Here is a 17610-nt window from a genome sequence, read left to right as displayed (position 1 = left end):
CCGGGCGCTACACCGTGGCGAAGACGTGCAGCTTTGCGTGATACAGCAGCATCACCGTCTTGGCATCGGCGATGCGGCCGTCCGCCACCATCGCGAGCGCCTCGTCGATGCCCAGTTCGAGCACCTCGATGTCCTCGCCCTCTTCGGCCAGCCCGCCGCCGCTGCCGATGCGCATCGCGCTCTCGTAGGGCGCGATGAAGAAGTGCAGCTTCTCGGTCACCGAGCCCGGGCTCATGAAGCTCTCGAAGATCTTCTGCACGGTGCCGAGCCGGTAGCCCAGTTCTTCTTCCACTTCGGCGCGGATGCGCTCTTCGGGCGCCGCGTTGTCGAGCAGGCCCGCGGCCGCTTCGATCAGCAGGTCGTCATGGCCGTTGACGAAAGCCGGGTAGCGGAACTGACGCGTCAAGAGCACCGTGCGCTGGGCGAGGTTGTAGGGCAGCAGCGTCGCGCCGTTGCCGCGGTCGTAGGTCTCGCGGTCCATGCGCTGCCACTGGCCGTCGTTGCGCCGCCACTCGAAGCGGGTGGTCTTGAGCGTGTACCAGTTGTCGGAAAGGAGGGTGACTTCGTGCACCCGGACGCGGTCTTGGAGGGTCATGGGCGGCGAGCATAGATGCAGATTCGTGCAATAACAAGAAAATTCGTGCAGAAATCGTGCAGGCCCGCTACCATCGGCCGATGCTCACCCGCCAGCGCAAGCAACACATCCTCTCGGTCCTGCAGCGCGACGGCAACGTCGTGGCCAAGTCGCTCAGCGAAGAGCTCGCGCTCTCCGAAGACACCATCCGCCGCGACCTGCGCGAGCTGGCAGCCGAAGGCCTGTTGCAGCGCGTGCACGGCGGCGCGCTGCCCATTGCGCCGGCCGACACCGATTTCGCGAGCCGCCAGCAGCTCGCGCCCGACGAGAAAGTGGCCATCGGCCGCGCGGCCGCGCGCCTCGTCAAGCCGGGGCAGGTGGTCTTCATCGACGGCGGCACCACGGCCGTGCAGCTCGCGCGCCACCTGCCGAAGAACCTGCAGGGGACGGTGGTGACGCACAGCCCCTCGGTGGCGATCGAGCTGGTTTCGCACGCGCAGCTGGAGGTGGTGCTGATCGGCGGGCGGCTCTTCAAGCATTCGCTGGTGGCGGTGGGCGCCGCGGCCATGGGCGCCATCGCGCGCATCCATGCCGATACGTACTTCATGGGCGTCGCCGGCGTGCACGCCGAGGCGGGGCTGACCACCGGCGACATCGAGGAAGCCGAGATCAAGCGCGCGCTGATGGCCGCGTCGGCCGAGACCGTCGTGCTCGCCTCGTCCGAAAAGCTCGGCGTGGCATCGGCCTGGGTGATCAACCCCGTCACCGCGGCGACGAGCCTGCTGGTATCGCCGGACGCGCCCGCCAAGGCGCTGGCGCCACTGCGCACGGCCGGGCTTGCCATCTTGCGCAGCGACGACCCCGGTCCCGGCTGATTCGCCCCGTTTGCCCCGTCTGGGGCGCGGCCCCGGGGCGCCCTCGATAATCGCGGGATGCCTCTCGCGTCCCGCCTCCTCGCCTTCGACACCAGCACCGAGCACCTGTCGGTGGCCGTGCAAAACGGCGAGCAACTGCTCGCACACAGCGGCGCGGGCGGCGCGCAGGCCTCGACCACGCTGCTGCCGCTGATCCAGCAACTGCTGGCCGACGCCGGACTGGCGCTGGCCGATCTCGATGCGATCGTCTTCGGCCGCGGGCCGGGCTCTTTCACCGGGCTGCGCACGGCCTGCTCGGTGGCGCAGGGCCTGGCCTTCGGCGCCAACGTGCCGCTGCTGCCGGTCGACACCCTGCTGGCCGTGGCTGAGGAGGCGCGCCACGCCTTCGGCGCCCGGCAGGTCGTCGCCGTACTCGATGCGCGCATGGACCAGCTCTATGCCGCGCGCTACGACTTCGATGCGGCCGGCCCGCTCGGCGGCGACGACGAGCCGCTGCTGCTGTCTCCCGAGGCGCTCGAGGTGCCCGCCGGCTGGTCGCTCGCCGGCAACGCCTTCGCCGCCTACGGCCCGCGCCTGGCGCCCGCGACCGCCCGCCACGAGGTGCTGCCCACCGCCACCGCGATGCTGCGGCTGGCCCCCGCGCTGCTCGCGGCCGGGCGGATCGTTCCCGCGGCACAGGCCTGGCCGCTCTATGTTCGCGATAAAGTGGCGCAAACCACCGAGGAGCGCGCCGCCATCAAGGCGGCCGCTACCGCAGCAGTTACGCCACCCACCACCGCATGAGCGCCGTCCTCCAGCCCGTCGAAGCCCGCCTCGAGCCGCTCACCGTCGAGCGGATCGACGCCGTCTGCGCGGTCGAGCTGACGGCCTACACCCACCCGTGGACGCGCGCGAACTTCACCGATTCGATGGCCGTCGGCTACCACTGCCAGTGCCTGCTGGCCCCCGGCTTGGCGGAGGGCGTGACCTCGCCGGTCACCAGCCTGGGCGAAACGCTCATCGGCTATTTCGTCGCCATGAAGGGCGTCGACGAGGTCCATCTGTTGAACTTCACCGTGGCGCCGGCCTTCCAGCGCCAGGGCTGGGCGCCGCTGATGCTGGAGGCGCTCACCGGCTGGTCGCGCGCCGAGGGCGCGCAGTGGCTCTGGCTCGAGGTGCGCGAGAGCAACCGGCGGGCACTGGAGATCTATGCGCGCCAGGGTTTTCGCAGCGTCGGCGTGCGCAAGGGCTACTACCCGGCGTTCGAAGGCAAGCGTGAAGACGCGGTCGTGATGAGTTTGCGTTTGAACGAAACAGGCTCCGCCTGGGGAGCCCTGAAGTAATGACCGCCGTGCAGACACTGAAGCTCGATGCGCGCCAGCGCGCGATGCTCGACGAGATGGGGGTCAAGGTCTGGTGGCCGGTGCCTGAAGTGGTCGAGGCTGCGCCGGTCGTCGAGGAAGCGATCGCGGCGGCGCCGGAACCGGTCGCCGAACGGTACGTGGCGGAAGCGCCAGTTGCTGCACCTGCACCCGCGCCCGTCGCAAGGCCCGTGGCGGCGCCCGCCCCGGTCGCGCGTCCGCCCGCGGCGCCTGCAGCGACCCAAGGCGCCGCCGTGCTCGTCGAAGCGCCCTGCCGCCTCTATGCCGACGCAGCGGAAGCCCCGGCCTCCCCGCAAGGCGGCTGGCTCGTCGTGGCCGACATGCCGCCCGAGGCCGACGGCCGCCATGGCGAGCCTTTCTCGGGCGACGCCGGCCGTTTGCTCGACAACATGCTGCGCGCCCTGAAGCTGCACGACGGCAGGACGCCGGTGCACCTGATGCGCACGCACCGCGGCGTGGCCGCCGGCCAGCCCGGCAGCCCGCGCCAGATGGACGAAGCCTTCGGGGAACATGCCGCCGCGCTCGCGCCGAGCGTCGTGCTGGCGATGGGCCCGCTGGCCGCGCAAAGCCTGATGCAGAGCGGCGATCCGCTGGGCAAGCTGCGTGGCCGCGCGGTGCCGCTCGCGTCGGTCCATGGCGTGCCGGTGGTGGCGACCTATCACCCCGCGTACCTGCTGCGGAACCCCGCCGACAAGGCGCGCGCCTGGGCCGACCTGTGCCTGGCCGCGGAACAGCAAACCCCGTCGAATTAGGTCTGCCTGAATGGGGTCCTTAAAATCGGCCCCCATGACTTTTCTCGACAAGCTGGCCGCCGCACAGCAAAAAAACGGTTCGTTGCTCTGCGTGGGGCTCGATCCCGAGCCGGCCAGATTCCCCGGGGGATACAAGGGCGACGCCGCCAGCATCTATGACTTCTGCGCGCGCATCGTCGACGCGACGGCCGACCTGGTCATCGCCTTCAAGCCGCAGATCGCCTACTTCGCCGCGCACCGCGCCGAAGCCCAGCTCGAGAAACTCATGGAGCACATGCGCCGCAACGCGCCCCACGTGCCCGTGATCCTAGACGCCAAGCGCGGCGACATCGGCTCGACCGCCGAGCAGTACGCCATCGAAGCCTTCGAGCGCTACGGCGCCGACGCGGTGACGCTCTCGCCCTTCATGGGCTTCGACTCGGTGGCGCCCTACCTCAAGCACGAGGGCAAGGGCGCCTTCCTGCTGTGCCGCACCAGCAACCCGGGCGGCGCCGACCTGCAGGGCCAGCGGCTGGCGGACATCGAAGGCCAGCCCTTCCTCTACGAGCACGTCGCCAGGTTGGCGCAAGGGCCCTGGAACCTCAACGGCCAGCTCGGCCTCGTGGTGGGCGCGACCTACCCGGCGGAAATCGAGCGGGTGCGCGAACTTGCACCGACGGTGCCGCTGCTGATTCCGGGCGTCGGCGCCCAGGGTGGCGACGCGGTGGCCACGGTACGCGCCGGCTGGCGCGCCGATGCGCCGATCATCGTGAATTCGTCGCGGGCGATCATCTATGCCTCGTCGGGCGAAGATTTCGCGGATGCGGCCAAGAACGCGGCCCGCGCCACCCGCGACGCACTGGAAGCCGCCAAGCCCTGAGCCTTCAGGCGCGGCGCAGGCGGGTGAAGAGCTCGAACTCCCAATTGCGCATGCCCAAGAGCAGCGTGTAGCCCTCGCGGTCCTTGGCCGACAGCTTCTGGTCAGTCTGGTGCTGCTGCGCGAAGTCCTGCGCCACGCGCTGCAGGCGCTCCAGGAAGGCCGGCGCCAGCGAGCGGCTGATCGAGCCGTGCACCAGCAAGAGGCCCTCGGCCGGGCCGTCGAAGCCGCCCCGGTAGTAGTCGAGCACCACGTTCTCGCGGAAGAACTCCATCACCGGGCCGTGCGGCCGCCAGCGGAAGGTCTTGGCGAGCTTCAGGCGATACCGGTTGAGCGGACGCAGCTCGATGATGCCGATGCGATCCAGCTGCGCGAGGCAGCCGATGCACTCGGCCTCGCTGATCCGGTAGGCGGCCACGATCTGCTCCAGCGTCCATTGGCTCAGCACGCTGATGGCCACCAGCAGCAGCTTCTTGTCCTTGACCACCGCCTTTTCCTGCTCGTGCGTCAGTTCCTTGAGCAGCGGCTGGGCATCGGCCACGCGGCGGGCCAGTTCGGCGAAATCGATCTTCAGGGCCCGGCAGATCGCATCGACGCGCGACAGAGGCATGTCGCTCTTGGCCAGCATCCGCTTGACGCTGGATTCGGCCATGTCGAGCGACCGGGCCAGGTCGGCGTAGGTCATGCGGGCGCTTTTGAGTTCGTTCTTGAGGGCGAGTACGAGGTCGACAGTGGTGCTCATGTGGGGTGAGTGGCGCTGGGTGGGTATTAGAAAAGGATACCGTTGGGTGTGAATTAGTGCCTCGTATCGATTCTCGATGCCTCCAGAGAGGCTGGCAACTAAATTCCGCGGCTCGTTACCCATCCACCGAGGACCGCCATGCTCTTGCCCGCTTTCAGCCGCCGCGAACGCGCCCTGCTCATCACCTTCGCGCTGCTCACGCTGCTCGCCTTCTTCGGCCCCGCGCTGCCGGCTGCAGACGTGGCGTTCGCCTCGGTCTTCGCCGACAACCGGGCCTGGCACGGGCTGCCGAACGCAATGGACGTGCTGAGCAACCTGCCGTTCGTGGCCATCGGCTTCCTTGGGCTGTACCGCCTGAACCGGATCGACCGCTCGCACCAGGAGGCACTGGCCGAGTTCCCGCTGGCGCCGCCCGCCAGCGATCCGCCGGACAACACCCTGGACTGCGCCTGGCTCTTCTTCGCCGGCCTGATCGCCACCGCCGCCGGCTCGGCCTTCTACCACCTGCTGCCCGACGCCCCCCGGCTCGCGGCGGACCGCGCCGGCATGGCGGTGGCCTTCGCGGGGCTGATCGGCATCGCGGTGTGCGAACGGGTGAGTCAGCGCGCCGGCTGGCCGGCGGCCTGGTTCATCCTGACGGCCGGCTTGCTGGCGGCCGAGGTGTCGCAGGAAACCGGCAACGTCATGCCCTGGGCGCTGGTGCAGTTCGGCGGCATGGCGCTGGTGCTCGTGCTGGCGATGGCCCGGCCGATGCGCGGCGCCCTGGGGCTCAAGCTGGGCTGGGTGATCTTCTTCTACGCACTGGCCAAGGCCTTCGAGATGGGCGACCGGCAGATCTACGAGGCGACGCAGCACCTGGTCTCCGGCCACACGCTCAAGCACCTGACGGCTGCGCTGGCGGGGCTGCCGGTTCTGCTGGCGCTCAGCTCGCTCGAGAAGGGCTGGCAAGCCGATTTGCTGCGGCACAATCCCGACGCAGCCGCACTGACGGCCTGAGGAGAATTCTTCGAATGACAACCCCCGCCGCTGCCGCCACCCCCATGGCGCCTCACGAAGCGAACGCCCACGCCAACCAGTTCGCCTTGCTCAAGCAGCGGCGCTTCGCACCATTCTTCTGGACGCAGTTCGCGGGCGCGGCGAACGACAACCTCTTCAAGTTCGCCTTCACCGTCATGGTGACCTACCAGCTGCAACTGAGCTGGATGCCGCCGGCCATGGCGGGCCTGGCGATCGGGGCGCTGTTCATCCTGCCGTTCTTGCTGTTCTCGGCCACGGCCGGACAGCTCACCGACAAGTTCGACAAGACGAAGATGATCCGCTTCGTCAAGAACCTGGAGATCGCGATCATGCTGATCGCGGCCTGGGGTTTCATCACCGCCAATGCCGTGGTGCTGCTGGGCTGCGTGTTCCTCATGGGGCTGCATTCCACGCTGTTCGGGCCAGTCAAGTTCGCCTACCTGCCGCAGGTGCTCGATTCGCGCGAACTCACCGGCGGCAACGGCATGGTCGAGATGGGCACCTTCGTCGCCATCCTGCTGGGCCAGGTGGCGGGCGGCCTCCTGGTGGCGGTGCCGCAGATCGGCCACACGAGCGTGGCCGTGGCCTGCGTGCTGCTCGCGCTGGTCGGCCGGGGCGTGGCGCAGGCCATTCCGCGGGCGCCGGCCACCGACCCGGGGCTGGTCATCAACTGGAACCCCTTCAGCGAGACCTGGCGCAACCTCAAGCTCGCGCACGGCAACGTGGTGGTGTTCCGCTCGCTGCTGGGCATTTCGTGGATGTGGTTCTTCGGCGCGGTGTTCCTGAGCCAGTTCCCGAGCTTCGCCAAGGAAGTGCTGCACGGCGACGAGCAGGTGGCCTCGCTGCTGCTGGTGGTGTTCTCGATCGGCATCGGCGTCGGTTCGCTCTTGTGCGAGACGCTGAGCCGTCGTCAGGTGGAGATCGGCCTCGTGCCGCTGGGCGCCATCGGCATGAGCGTGTTCGCGATCGACCTGTACTTCGCCTCGCGCGCGCTGCCGAAGGTGGCCGAGATGGGCCTGGGTGCCTTCGTGCACCAGGCCGCACATTGGCGCGTGATGGCCGACCTGGGGCTGCTGTCGCTCTTCGCAGGGCTCTACAGCGTGCCGATGTACGCGCTGATCCAGCTGCGCAGCCAGCCCACGCACCGGGCGCGGATCATCGCGGCGAACAACATCCTCAATGCGCTCTTCATGATCGGCAGCTCGGTCATCGCGGGCGCGCTGCTGGGCGCGGGCTTCACGATCCCGCAGATCTTTCTCTTCACCGGCATCGCCAACGCGGTGGTGGCGTTCTACATCTTCATGCTGGTGCCCGAGTACCTGCTGCGCTTCGTGGCCTGGGTGCTGTCGCGCTTCGTCTATCGCTTCGACATCAAGGGCGACGAGCACATTCCCACCGAGGGCGCGGCCGTGCTGGTGTGCAACCACGTGAGCTTCATCGACGCGGTGCTGCTGATGGCGGCGAGCCCGCGGCCCATTCGTTTCATCATGGATCACCGCATCTTCAAGGTGCCGGTGCTCGGCTGGCTGTTCAAGCTGGCCAAGGCGATCCCGATCGCACCGCAGAAGGAAGACCCCGCGGCCTACGAAGCGGCCTTTGCCAAGGCGCTGGCCGTGTTGCGCGAGGGCGACCTGCTTGCGATCTTCCCCGAGGGCGCGATCACCCGCGACGGCACGCTGCAGCCCTTCAAGGGCGGCGTGATGAAGATCGTCGAGAGCGCACGCGCCGAAGGCATCGAGCCGCCGGTGATCCCGATGGCGCTGACCAATCTCTGGGGCTCGTACTTCAGTCGCATCGAACTGCGCGGCGGCGAGCAGGTGGCCATGGCCAAGCCCTTCCGCCGCGGTTTCTACAGCCGCGTAGGCCTCAACGTGGGCGTGCCGGTGCCGCCGGTCGAGGTGCAGCCCGAGGCGCTGCAACGGCGCGTGAGCGGATTGCTGGCGACCTGAAAAGTATCTCCCTGAGATACCAGTAGCGGCTCAAACCGCAACTGGTCGAAGCATTCGAGTCCCGCGGTGCGGTGGCGAACCATCATTCGCCCACCTTCACAACGCCGCGAGGCACTCATGCAACCCTTCTCATCCACCACCGTTTCGATCCAGCGTGACACGCGGGCCTGGCAGTTCCAGGTCTGGGCGTCTTTCGCAGTCGCCGTCTTCCTCTGCGCCACCGGCTTGAGCTGGCTGCCGGGCGAGGCGCTGGACCGGGCGTTCATGGTGATGGGCTATGTGTTCTGCCTGAGCACCGCCTTCATGCTGGCCAAGTTCATTCGCGACAGCCAGCAGGCCGAAGGCACCGCCAGCCGCGACGTGCCGATGTGGCGCCTCGTGGTCTGGGGCAGCTTCTTCACCGCGATGGGCCTGACCGGCTGGGGCCTCGTCCGCATGGAGATCAACGATGCCTACAAGGCTTTCCTGGGCGTGAGCTGGCTGTTTCTCATCAGCTCGGCCTTCACGCTGGCCAAGTCGCTGCGCGACCGCCATGAAGCCGACCTGATCGACGCCCGCCTGCAAGGCCGCCGTGCCGCTCGCCAGGAAGCCGCCGCTTCCGCCTCGGCCGAATGAGCGCCGTTTCTCCATCTGTCGTCAACCAACGAAAGAACGTCATGAAAAAGTCGATTGCCACGCTTGCTCTCGCCGTCTGCACCACGTTCGCGGGTGTCGCGGTGCCTCTCCACGCACAGGCGCAGAGCAATGCTTCGGTTGCGCTCTCGATGCTGCCCGTCGCCTCGGTCATCGGCGCGGCGTCCGTCGTCGGTGCTTCCGCCACGGCGGTGGTCGCGGTGCCCGCCGCGCTGTCGGTGGGCGGCTCGACGCTCGCGGTGGTCGCCGTCGAGGCTTCGGCCGACGGCACCGTCTACGTGCTCGAACGCGCGTCGGACGGCGCACGTGCCAGCGTCAAGGTGATGGGGCGCGCCGCCAACGGCGCGGCCGCGTCGGTCGGCACGGCCGTGGTGGTCAGCGTGATCGGCAGCGGCATCGTGCTCTCGGCCGCGGGCGAGGTGCTGGCCTTCGTGCCGAACGCCATCGGCCGCGCGCTGCTGCACAACGAGAGGCTGTCATGAAGCGCGCGCTTGCGGTGTGCCTGCTCGCGTTCGCGGCGCTGCAGGCGCAGGCCGGACGCTCGTGCGAGCAGGTCAGGCCGAGCCTGGAACTCATCCTCAAGGGCATGCAACTGGCCGAGCGCACCTCGCAGCAACTCGACGCGAGCGGCGCCCGTGTCGTGCTGCTGGCGCGCGCCGGGCAGGACCTGAGCAAATACGGCCTGCGCTACTCGCACCTGGGCATCGCCTACAAGACCGACGAAGGCCCGTGGCGCGTGGTGCACAAGCTCAACCAGTGCGGCACCGCGGCGGCCGCGGTCTACCGCCAGGGGCTCGGCGAGTTCTTCCTCGACGACTTGTGGCGCTACGAGGCCGCCTGGATCGTGCCCACGCCGCAGGTGCAGACGCAGCTGCTGGCCGCGCTCAACGAGTCGCCTTCGCGCATCGTGCGGCTCAACGTCGCGCCCTACAGCATCGTGAGCTACGCCTGGGGTCAGAAGTACCAGCAGTCGAACCAGTGGGCCGTCGAGACGCTGGCCGCCGCCATGGAGCCTGCCACCATCAACAGCCGCGCGCAGGCGCAGGCGTGGATGCAGTTCAAGGGCTATGAACCGACCACGTTGAAGCTAGGTCCGCTCACCCGGCTTGGCGGTCGCGTGGGCTCGGCCAACATCGCCTTCGACGATCACCCAAACGAGAAGCGGTTTTCGGACCGCATCGAGACAGTGACGGTCGACTCGGTCTTCGCGTGGATGCCGCGCGCGGGGCTGGGTGCGGCGCCGGTGGCGTTCAAGCTGCAATAAGAAAAGAAAACTCCTGCAAGAGGAAACGAAATGAGCAAGTCATTGCGCCTGTCCGAAAAATGGTTCCGCCGCGGCCTCTGGCTCGTGGCGCTGGTGTTCGCGAGCTTCCTGATCGGCCTGGGCAGCACGGTCGTCGGCGACCTGCCGCAGGTCGAGCGTGTGCGCGGCATCGACGACTTCATCGACCTGCGCGCGGCCGAGCCGCTGCGCGACACCATCAAGGCCTCCGAAGCCACGGAGCTGCAGGCCGCGCGCGACCTCGACCAGATCCGCCTGCAGCTCAATGCCGCGCAGCAGGCCAGCGCCAATGCGCGCGAGACCTTCGGCAACTGGATCGCCACCCGCCGCGCCACCGCGCAGCCCGACCAGGACACCGAGCTCATCGCGCGCACCAAGGCGCTCGACGCGTTCAAGCAGAAGGAAGACGCGGTCCAGCGCCAGGTCAACGCACAGCAGAAGATCATGCTCGACGCGCGCCAGGCCGAGCAGCGCGCCCGCACGACGCTCGCGGAACTGGAGCGCGCCGCGCAGGTGAAGCTCGATGCCGAGTACCGCCGCATCGAGCTGCGCGTGTTCGCCTACCGCCTGGCACTCACGCTGCCGCTGCTGGTCGTGGCGGGCTGGCTCTTCGCGAAGAAGCGCAAGAGCACCTACTGGCCGTTCGTCTGGGGCTTCATCTTCTTCGCGCTGTTCGCGTTCTTCGTGGAGCTGGTGCCGTACCTGCCGAGCTATGGCGGCTATGTGCGCTACGTGGTGGGGATCGTGCTCACGGTGCTCGTGGGGCGCTACGCCATCGTTGCGCTCAACGCCTACCTCGCGCGCCAGAAGCTCGCCGAACAGCAGCCCGACCAGGTGCGCCGCGAAGAGTTGAGCTACGACGTCGCGCTCGCGCGGCTCGGCAAGGGCGTGTGTCCCGGCTGCGAACGTCCGGTCGACCTGAAGAACGACGAGATCGACTTCTGCCCGCATTGCGGCATCGGCCTCTTCGATCACTGCGGCGTGTGCGAGGCGCGCAAGAGCGCGTTTTCGAAGTTCTGCCACGCCTGCGGTACTTCGGCCCATGCGGAGCCCGGTGGCGGCACAGCGCTGGCCTGAGCCGCGCGCGGAGGCGCTGCATCTTTCCACCGCAAGCGGGTATTCCGCACGCTGCGTGGCCAACTTTGGCGAAGCTGTCGCCGCAAAGTGTTAGAACCTTGGCCTGCGCTGCATTTCGCACGCAGCCGGCGTTCACTTTCATGCGTCGCCCGGCCTCTACCACGCACGACGAGGACCTCCTACCATGAGCTTTTTCGGCAAGATTTTTTCCAAGATTTTTCCGTCGGCCAACGCCGCTGAAGTCGTCGCCGCACCGCCGGCGGCTGCACCGGGCGCACCGGCCGCTGCGGCACCACCGCCCTCGATCCCGCTGGGCGACGTGCCCGCCATCCTGGACGCGATGCCTGGTGCCGCCGCCCTGAACTGGCGCACCTCGATCGTTGACCTGCTCAAGTTGCTGGGCCTGGACAGCAGCCTCGCCGCGCGCAAGGAGCTGGCCAGCGAAATTCTCTACAGTGACGGCGAGCCGGGTTCGGCCGAATGGAACATTGGCCTGCACAAGCAGGTGATGAGCCGCATCGCAGCCAATGGCGGCACGCTGCCAGCCGAACTGCGCGACTGACCTGGTCCCCGGACCACGCCAACAAAAAAGCCCGGCCATGCCGGGCTTTTTTCTTTCCTGCCTCGAAGAAGAGGAGAACGGAAGGCGAAGGCTTCAGGTCCAGCCCGCATCCACCACGTAGTCCTGCGCGGTGCACATGCGCGAATCGTCGGCCGCCAGGAACAGCGCCATCGCCGCGATGTCCTCGGCCATCACGCGCCCCGGCAGGCACTGGGCCGCATCGATTTCGGCAGCGGATTCGGGCTTCACCCATAGCTTGATCTGCCGCTCGGTCATCACCCAGCCCGGCATGATCGTGTTGACCCGGATGTTCTGCTTGCCCAGGTCGCGCGCCAGCGAGCGCGTGAGGCCGAGCACGCCCGCCTTGCAGGCCTGGTAGACCGGGTAGCCGCGGCCCTTCATGAGCCAGCTGATCGAGCCGAAGTTGACGATCGATCCGCCGCCCAGCGCGCGCATGTCCTCGGCCACGGCCTGCGCGGCAAAGAACTGGTGCTTGATGTTGACGGCCACGAGGCGGTCGAAGTCCTCGCTGGTCACGTCGGCCATCTCGTGGCGCCGGTCGTTGGCCGCGTTGTTCAACAGCACGCCGATGGGTCCGAAACGGGCGCGCACACCGGCGATGGTCGCGGCCAGCGCGGCCGTGTCGGTCACGTCGCAGACGCTGAAGAGGGCGGGCGTCTCGCCCTGCAGTTCGGCGGCGAGCGCCGTGCCGGCGGCGGTGTCGAGGTCGCAGAAGCCGACCTTGGCGCCTTGCGCATGGAAGGCCCGCACCAGCGATTCGCCGATGCCGCTGGCACCGCCCGAGATGAAGACGGTGCGCCCGGCGAGCGACGGATAGCGGGCGGTGTAGGGGGAGGTTGAGGTGGCTGTGGTCATGGGAATGAAGACGACGGCGATGGAAACAACAGGGCACGAGCGTACCGGATGCGGCCGCCATGGGGGAAACGCGGGCTTCCGCCTGGCGTATGGCTTCCGGCCTGTGGGCAGGAAGGCCCGGCGTGGATAGCCTTGCCGGCATGAACTCCTTCCATCGCCGCGCCCTGTGCAGCTTCGCGCTTCTCCCCGCCTTCATCGTGGCGCGGCAGGTCCGTGCGCAGGCCTCGGCGGCGCCGGTGCTGCTGTTCAAGGTGGTCTCGCCGCGCGACGACGTCGTCGTCGGCATCGAGTCGGCCCAGCTCGGCGCCGGCGCGACGCCGCCCGTGCAGCGCCTGGCCGCGATGCTGGCCGAGAAGGGGCAGCTCACGCTCTGGCAATACGCCTCGCAGCACGGCGAGGGCGGCGCGCTGGTGCAGGCGCCGCTGCGTCAGATCGTGGTGTTCAGGAACGAGCTGCTGCGCATCGAGCCGTACACCACGCCGCTCGCGATCAAGCCGCCGGGCGCCGCGAAGTAGCCCGCGGAGAGGCGACCGGCTAGACGCCGCGCGCGCGCTCGGCCTTGAACCGTGCGCGGAATTCCGTGAACGTGCCCGCGTCGAGCGCCGCGCGAATCTCGCTCATCAGGTTCAGGTAGTAATGCAGGTTGTGGATGGTGCACAGCATCGGCCCGAGCATTTCGCCGCAGCGGTCCAGGTGATGCAGGTAGGCGCGGCTGAAGCCTTCGCGTCCGCCGTCGTTCCACGACACGCCCGACGTGCCGGCGCAGGCATGGCAGGTGCAGCTCGGGTCCACCGGCTGCGGGTCGCTCTTGTGGCGGGCGTTGCGCATCTTCAGGTCGCCGAAGCGGGTGAACATCGTGCCGTTGCGCGCATTGCGCGTGGGCATCACGCAGTCGAACATGTCCACGCCGTCGGCCACGCCCTGCACCAGGTCCTCGGGCGTGCCCACGCCCATCAGGTAGCGCGGCTTGTTCGCGGGCAGCCGGTGCGGCGTGTGGCCCATGATGTGCAGCATCTCCTCCTTGGGCTCGCCCACGCTCACGCCGCCGATGGCGTAGCCGGGAAAGTCCATGTCGACCAGCGCGGCGAGCGACTCCTCGCGCAGGTTCTCGAACATGCCGCCCTGCACGATGCCAAAGAGCGCGTTCGGGTTCTCCAGCCGCGCGAATTCGCTCTGGCAACGCTTGGCCCAGCGCAGGCTCAGCTCCATCGAGATGCGCGCCTCGGCCTCGGTCGTGATGTGGCCCTTGGTGTCGTAGGGCGTGCACTCGTCGAACTGCATCACGATGTCGCTGTTCAGCGTGGTCTGGATCTGCATCGAGACCTCGGGCGTGAGGAACAGCTTGTCGCCGTTGACGGGCGAGGCGAATTTCACGCCCTCTTCGCTGATCTTGCGCATCGCGCCCAGCGACCACACCTGGAAACCGCCCGAGTCGGTGAGGATGGGCTTGTTCCACTTCTCGAACTGGTGCAGCCCGCCGAAGCTCTGCATCACATCGAGGCCCGGGCGCATCCAGAGGTGGAAGGTGTTGCCCAGGATGATCTGCGCGCCCATCTCTTCGAGGCTGCGCGGCATCACGCCCTTGACGGTGCCGTAGGTGCCCACGGGCATGAAGATCGGCGTCTGCACCTTGCCGTGGTTGAGCGTGAGTGTGGCGCGGCGCGCGTGGCTGTCGGGGTCGGTCTTGAGGAGTTCGAAGTTCAGCATGGTCGGCTTCAATCTTTTTGTCGTGCCAGCAGCATGGCGTCGCCATAGCTGAAGAAGCGGTAGTGGTTCGCGATGGCATGGGCGTACAGCGCCATCACCCGCTCGTAGCCTGCGAAGGCCGAGACCAGCATCATCAGCGTGCTCTTGGGCAAATGGAAGTTGGTGACCAGCACGTCGACATGCGCGAAGGCGAAGCCCGGCGTGATGAAGATGCGCGTGTCGCCCGTCGCTTCGCCGCTCCTGGCCCACGACTCGAGCGTGCGCACGGTGGTCGTGCCCACGGCAACGACCCGGCCCCCGCGTGCCTTGCACTCGGCAATCGCGCGCTGCGTGGCCTCGGGTATCTCGTAGCGCTCGGCGTGCATCGTGTGCTCGGCGATGTTCTCGGTCTTCACCGGCTGGAAGGTGCCGGCGCCCACGTGCAGCGTGACGTTCGCGCGTTGCACGCCGCGCGCTTCGAGCGCGGCCAGCAGGCCTTCGTCGAAATGCAGCGCGGCGGTCGGCGCGGCCACCGCGCCGGGCACGCGCGCGAACACGGTCTGGTAGCGGCTCTCGTCGTCGGCCGAGTCGGTGTGGGTGATGTAGGGCGGCAGCGGCACGTGGCCGCAGCGCTCCATCAGCATGTAGGGGTTCTCGCCCGTGTCGCTCTCGAAGGCGAAGCGGAACAGCGCGCCGTCTTCCTCGGGCCAGCGGCCCAGCAGCGTGGCGCGAAAGCCGCCGACCATCTCCAGCGTGGTGCCCACGGGCGGCTTCTTGCTCACCTTCATGTGCGCCACGACCTCCTGGCCCTGCAGCACGCGCTCGACCAGCAGCTCGAGCTTGCCACCGGTCGGCTTCTCGCCGAAGAGGCGCGCCTTGACCACGCGCGTGTCGTTGAAGACCAGGAGGTCGCCCTCGCGCAGCAGCGAGGGCAGGTCCTTGAAGATGCGGTCGGCCGGTGCGTCTCCCGTGCCATCGAGGAGACGGGAGGAGGTGCGTTCGGAGGCCGGGTGTTGCGCCACCAGTTCGGGTGGCAGGTCGAAATCGAAATCGGAGAGCGTGAAGGCGCGCATGGTGCTTGAGGGCCGGACGGGCCCGTGCCAAGGAGGCATGGAAGAAAGGAAACCGGGGGAAGGGGCGATTGTCCCATGCCCGGAATCCGGGGCCCGGCGCGAGGTTGCCGAGGCAGAATCGACGGATGGTCGATTCATCCGTCGCGCGTGTCCCGCTGGCACCTCCTCCCTCCGAAGGCGAGCTCTTCAAGAAGATCCTCGGAAGCGCCTGGCAGGGCCTGCACCCGGACATCCGCCGGCGGTTCGACAAGAACCCCTCGCCGGGCAAGGCGCTGCATTACCTGGGCGCGCTGAGCGAGCTGCGCTGCTCGCGCTTCGGCAAGCTGCTGGGGTACCTGACGCAGCCGCTGATCCAGGGCGCGCTGATTCCCTACAGCGACACGAACTTCCCGGTCGAGATCCAGGTCTACGCCAAGCCCGACGACCCGGCCATCTACAAGCAGCGCATCTATCGCCTGCACGGCCGCAAGCCGATCCAGTTCACCAGCTTCATGCGCGAGAGCGCGCGCGGAGAAGTGCTGGAGTACGTGGGCATGGGCCTGGGCATGAAGCTGGTGCTGAGCGTGGAGAACGGCAGCCTGCATTTCCAGAGCGACGGCTATTTCTGGGACGTGTTCGGCTGGCGCATTCCGCTGCCCGGCGTCTTCACGCCCGGCAAGACCTTTCTCTGGCACTACAACGAAACGCCCGAGCGCTTCAACATCCGCATCGAGATCCGGCACTGGCTCATGGGCACGACCTTCACGCAGGTCGGCGTGTTCGAGGAAGTGGCCGACCCGGGGGCGGCCGCCGCATGATCGACACGCACCTGCTGGCGCTGCAGCTCATGGCCGCGCAGGGGCTGATGGGCGCGTTCGACACGCTCTATCACCACGAGGGCACCGAGGCGCTCGCGCAGCGCAACACGGCGCGGCGCGAGCTGGCGATCCATGCGGTGCGCTCGTCGATCTACTGCGCGATGTTCATCGGGCTGTCGTCGTGGGCCTGGCATGGCGTGTGGGCGTGGGTGCTGCTCGCGGTGTTCGGCGTGGAGATCGTGCTCACGCTGTGGGACTTCGTGGTCGAAGACGGCAGCCGCCTGCTGCCCCCGACAGAGCGCGTCACGCACACGGTGCTGGCCATCAACGCCGGCGCATTCATTGCGCTGCTGGCGATGAATGCGGTGGACTGGGCGGCGCAGCCGACGGCGCTGGTGTGGCAGCCGCAAGGCTGGCTGGGCGCCTTTCTCGCGCTGTGCGGCGTGGGTGTCGGTATCTCCGGGCTGCGCGACGGGCTCGCGGCACGTGCGTTGTTCCGACGCACGGCGCAGGAAGAGACGCGAGCCGCCGAGGCGCCGGTGCATTTCGGCACGCGGCCGCAGCGCGTGCTGGTGACCGGCGGCACCGGCTTCATCGGTCAGATCCTCGTGCGCCACCTGCTGGCCGACGGCCATGCCGTGACGGTCTGGACGCGCGACGCGCGCTCGGCCGCATGGAGCTTCGGTGGCGCGGTGCGCTGCGTGCAGCGGCTCGACCAGATTCCCGAGACCGACCCGTGCGATGTGGTCATCAACCTCGCAGGTGCGCGCATCCTCGGGCAGCGCTGGAGCGAACGGCGTCAACAGCAGCTGCTGCAAAGCCGGGAAGGGCTCACCCGCACGCTGGTCGCATGGATCGCCACCCGCCCGCGCAAGCCCTGGCTGTTGCTGTCGGGCTCGGCCATTGGCTACTACGGCGTGCAGCCGCAAGGCGATGCCACCGAACTGGCCGAAGACGCGCCGCCGCAGGACATCTTCATGTCGACGCTGTGCCAGCGGTGGGAGCAGGCGGCGCAGGCCGCGACGGTGCATGGCGTTCACGTGGCCTGCATGCGCTTCGGATTCGTGCTCGGCCACCAGGGCTCGTTGCCGCAACTGCTGCTGCCCGTGGCGTTGGGCATGGGCGGCCGGCTGGGGAGCGGGCGGCAGTGGCTGTCGTGGGTGCACGTACACGACGTCATCCGTGCCATGGCGCATGTGTGGCGTGCTGCCGAGCAGGCGGGAACCGGCGGCCCCGCGACCGCGCAGGCCTTCAACTTCACCGCTCCCGGCGCACTCAGCCAGGAAGAATTCACCCGCGTGGCCGCCAGCGTGATGCGCCGGCCTTTCTGGATGCCAACGCCCGCCGCGCCCGTCAAGCTCTTGCTGGGTGAACAGGCCGACCTCCTGCTCGAAGGCCAGCGCGTGGTGCCCGCCCGGTTGCTGCAGACGGGATTCCGTTTCGCGTTTCCCGAGGCCCGCGATGCCTTGACGGACCTTTGCCGGCCGCGATAGAAGTC

The 17610-nt window shown here is 68.3% G+C and carries 20 protein-coding genes; 15 read left to right on the top strand and 5 right to left on the bottom strand.

All coding sequences use genetic code 11. The annotated features are described in order from the left end of the window. Nucleotides 1-7 precede the first annotated feature (7 nt). On the bottom strand, nt 8-595 hold the full coding sequence (locus tag GNX71_RS32320) for a GDP-mannose pyrophosphatase (protein ID WP_206176165.1): 588 nt from the start codon (nt 593-595) through the stop codon (nt 8-10). Nucleotides 596-675: 80 nt separating this feature from the next. On the opposite strand from GNX71_RS32320, the gene GNX71_RS32315 reads away from it, so the two are divergent. The 5 genes from GNX71_RS32315 to pyrF are packed head-to-tail and all read left to right on the top strand — an operon-like array spanning nt 676 to nt 4421. Next, nucleotides 676-1449: a DeoR/GlpR family DNA-binding transcription regulator gene (locus GNX71_RS32315; RefSeq protein WP_206176164.1), complete on the top strand. Its 774-nt coding sequence runs from the start codon at nt 676-678 to the stop codon at nt 1447-1449. A gap of 57 nt (nt 1450-1506) precedes the next feature. After that, a complete protein-coding gene (gene tsaB / locus GNX71_RS32310; protein WP_206176163.1) occupies nt 1507-2232 on the top strand; it encodes a tRNA (adenosine(37)-N6)-threonylcarbamoyltransferase complex dimerization subunit type 1 TsaB in 726 nt (241 codons plus the stop codon). Then, complete coding sequence (gene rimI, locus GNX71_RS32305) at nt 2229-2771, top strand: ribosomal protein S18-alanine N-acetyltransferase (protein ID WP_206176162.1); 543 nt, start codon at nt 2229-2231, stop codon at nt 2769-2771. Before tsaB ends, rimI begins: the two co-directional genes overlap by 4 nt. Continuing rightward, the gene (locus tag GNX71_RS32300) at nt 2771-3562 is read left to right on the top strand and encodes a uracil-DNA glycosylase (RefSeq protein WP_206176161.1); all 792 of its coding nucleotides are present in this window, start codon (nt 2771-2773) and stop codon (nt 3560-3562) included. The genes rimI and GNX71_RS32300 overlap by 1 nt, the downstream gene beginning before the upstream one ends. Before the next feature lie 34 nt (nt 3563-3596). Then, complete coding sequence (gene pyrF / locus GNX71_RS32295) at nt 3597-4421, top strand: orotidine-5'-phosphate decarboxylase (RefSeq protein WP_206176160.1); 825 nt, start codon at nt 3597-3599, stop codon at nt 4419-4421. A 4-nt stretch (nt 4422-4425) separates the two neighbouring features. Here pyrF and GNX71_RS32290 read toward each other — a convergent pair whose 3' ends face one another. Beyond that, the gene (locus tag GNX71_RS32290; protein ID WP_124464615.1) at nt 4426-5160 is read right to left on the bottom strand and encodes a helix-turn-helix transcriptional regulator; all 735 of its coding nucleotides are present in this window, start codon (nt 5158-5160) and stop codon (nt 4426-4428) included. A gap of 138 nt (nt 5161-5298) precedes the next feature. Here GNX71_RS32290 and GNX71_RS32285 point away from each other — a divergent pair, with 138 nt between their 5' ends. The 7 genes from GNX71_RS32285 (at nt 5299) to GNX71_RS32255 (ending at nt 11680) form a co-directional block, all read left to right on the top strand. Beyond that, a complete protein-coding gene (locus GNX71_RS32285; protein ID WP_206176159.1) occupies nt 5299-6156 on the top strand; it encodes a hypothetical protein in 858 nt (285 codons plus the stop codon). Nucleotides 6157-6170: 14 nt separating this feature from the next. Next, complete coding sequence (locus GNX71_RS32280) at nt 6171-8126, top strand: MFS transporter (RefSeq protein ID WP_206176158.1); 1956 nt, start codon at nt 6171-6173, stop codon at nt 8124-8126. 117 nt (nt 8127-8243) lie between these two features. Next, the gene (locus GNX71_RS32275; protein WP_206176157.1) at nt 8244-8741 is read left to right on the top strand and encodes a YiaA/YiaB family inner membrane protein; all 498 of its coding nucleotides are present in this window, start codon (nt 8244-8246) and stop codon (nt 8739-8741) included. Nucleotides 8742-8782: 41 nt separating this feature from the next. Then, nucleotides 8783-9241, top strand: a complete 459-nt coding sequence (locus tag GNX71_RS32270; protein ID WP_206176156.1) for a hypothetical protein — start codon at nt 8783-8785, stop codon at nt 9239-9241. After that, nucleotides 9238-10023, top strand: a complete 786-nt coding sequence (locus GNX71_RS32265) for a DUF2145 domain-containing protein (RefSeq protein WP_206176155.1) — start codon at nt 9238-9240, stop codon at nt 10021-10023. The genes GNX71_RS32270 and GNX71_RS32265 overlap by 4 nt, the downstream gene beginning before the upstream one ends. 30 nt (nt 10024-10053) lie before the next feature. Next, nucleotides 10054-11118 (top strand): zinc ribbon domain-containing protein, encoded by a 1065-nt coding sequence (locus tag GNX71_RS32260; RefSeq protein ID WP_206176154.1) that lies wholly within the window; start codon nt 10054-10056, stop codon nt 11116-11118. Between the two features lie 184 nt (nt 11119-11302). Next, nucleotides 11303-11680, top strand: a complete 378-nt coding sequence (locus GNX71_RS32255) for a DUF3597 domain-containing protein (RefSeq protein WP_206176153.1) — start codon at nt 11303-11305, stop codon at nt 11678-11680. 93 nt (nt 11681-11773) lie between these two features. Here the strand turns inward: GNX71_RS32255 and GNX71_RS32250 are convergent, their stop codons facing one another. Then, a complete protein-coding gene (locus GNX71_RS32250; RefSeq protein ID WP_206176152.1) occupies nt 11774-12556 on the bottom strand; it encodes an SDR family oxidoreductase in 783 nt (260 codons plus the stop codon). 140 nt (nt 12557-12696) lie between these two features. On the opposite strand from GNX71_RS32250, the gene GNX71_RS32245 reads away from it, so the two are divergent. Continuing rightward, complete coding sequence (locus tag GNX71_RS32245; protein ID WP_241027108.1) at nt 12697-13071, top strand: hypothetical protein; 375 nt, start codon at nt 12697-12699, stop codon at nt 13069-13071. A gap of 19 nt (nt 13072-13090) precedes the next feature. Here the strand turns inward: GNX71_RS32245 and tgt are convergent, their stop codons facing one another. Continuing rightward, nucleotides 13091-14263, bottom strand: a complete 1173-nt coding sequence (tgt, locus tag GNX71_RS32240) for a tRNA guanosine(34) transglycosylase Tgt (RefSeq protein ID WP_206176150.1) — start codon at nt 14261-14263, stop codon at nt 13091-13093. Nucleotides 14264-14271: 8 nt separating this feature from the next. Continuing rightward, nucleotides 14272-15315 carry a tRNA preQ1(34) S-adenosylmethionine ribosyltransferase-isomerase QueA gene (gene queA / locus GNX71_RS32235; RefSeq protein WP_206176149.1) on the bottom strand — a complete coding sequence of 348 codons (1044 nt, stop codon included), beginning with the start codon at nt 15313-15315 and terminating at the stop codon, nt 14272-14274. Nucleotides 15316-15440: 125 nt separating this feature from the next. Here queA and GNX71_RS32230 point away from each other — a divergent pair, with 125 nt between their 5' ends. Both GNX71_RS32230 and GNX71_RS32225 read left to right on the top strand, forming a co-directional pair. Next, on the top strand, nt 15441-16112 hold the full coding sequence (locus GNX71_RS32230) for a DUF4166 domain-containing protein (protein WP_206176148.1): 672 nt from the start codon (nt 15441-15443) through the stop codon (nt 16110-16112). Continuing rightward, nucleotides 16109-17605 carry a TIGR01777 family oxidoreductase gene (locus GNX71_RS32225; protein ID WP_206176147.1) on the top strand — a complete coding sequence of 499 codons (1497 nt, stop codon included), beginning with the start codon at nt 16109-16111 and terminating at the stop codon, nt 17603-17605. Before GNX71_RS32230 ends, GNX71_RS32225 begins: the two co-directional genes overlap by 4 nt. The last annotated feature ends 5 nt before the right edge of the window (nt 17606-17610 follow it).

This window comes from Variovorax sp. RKNM96, from assembly GCF_017161115.1.
GTDB lineage: Bacteria > Pseudomonadota > Gammaproteobacteria > Burkholderiales > Burkholderiaceae_C > Variovorax.
The sequence above is the reverse complement of the archived record's forward strand: the minus strand, read 5'-3'. Positions and strand labels throughout refer to the sequence as shown.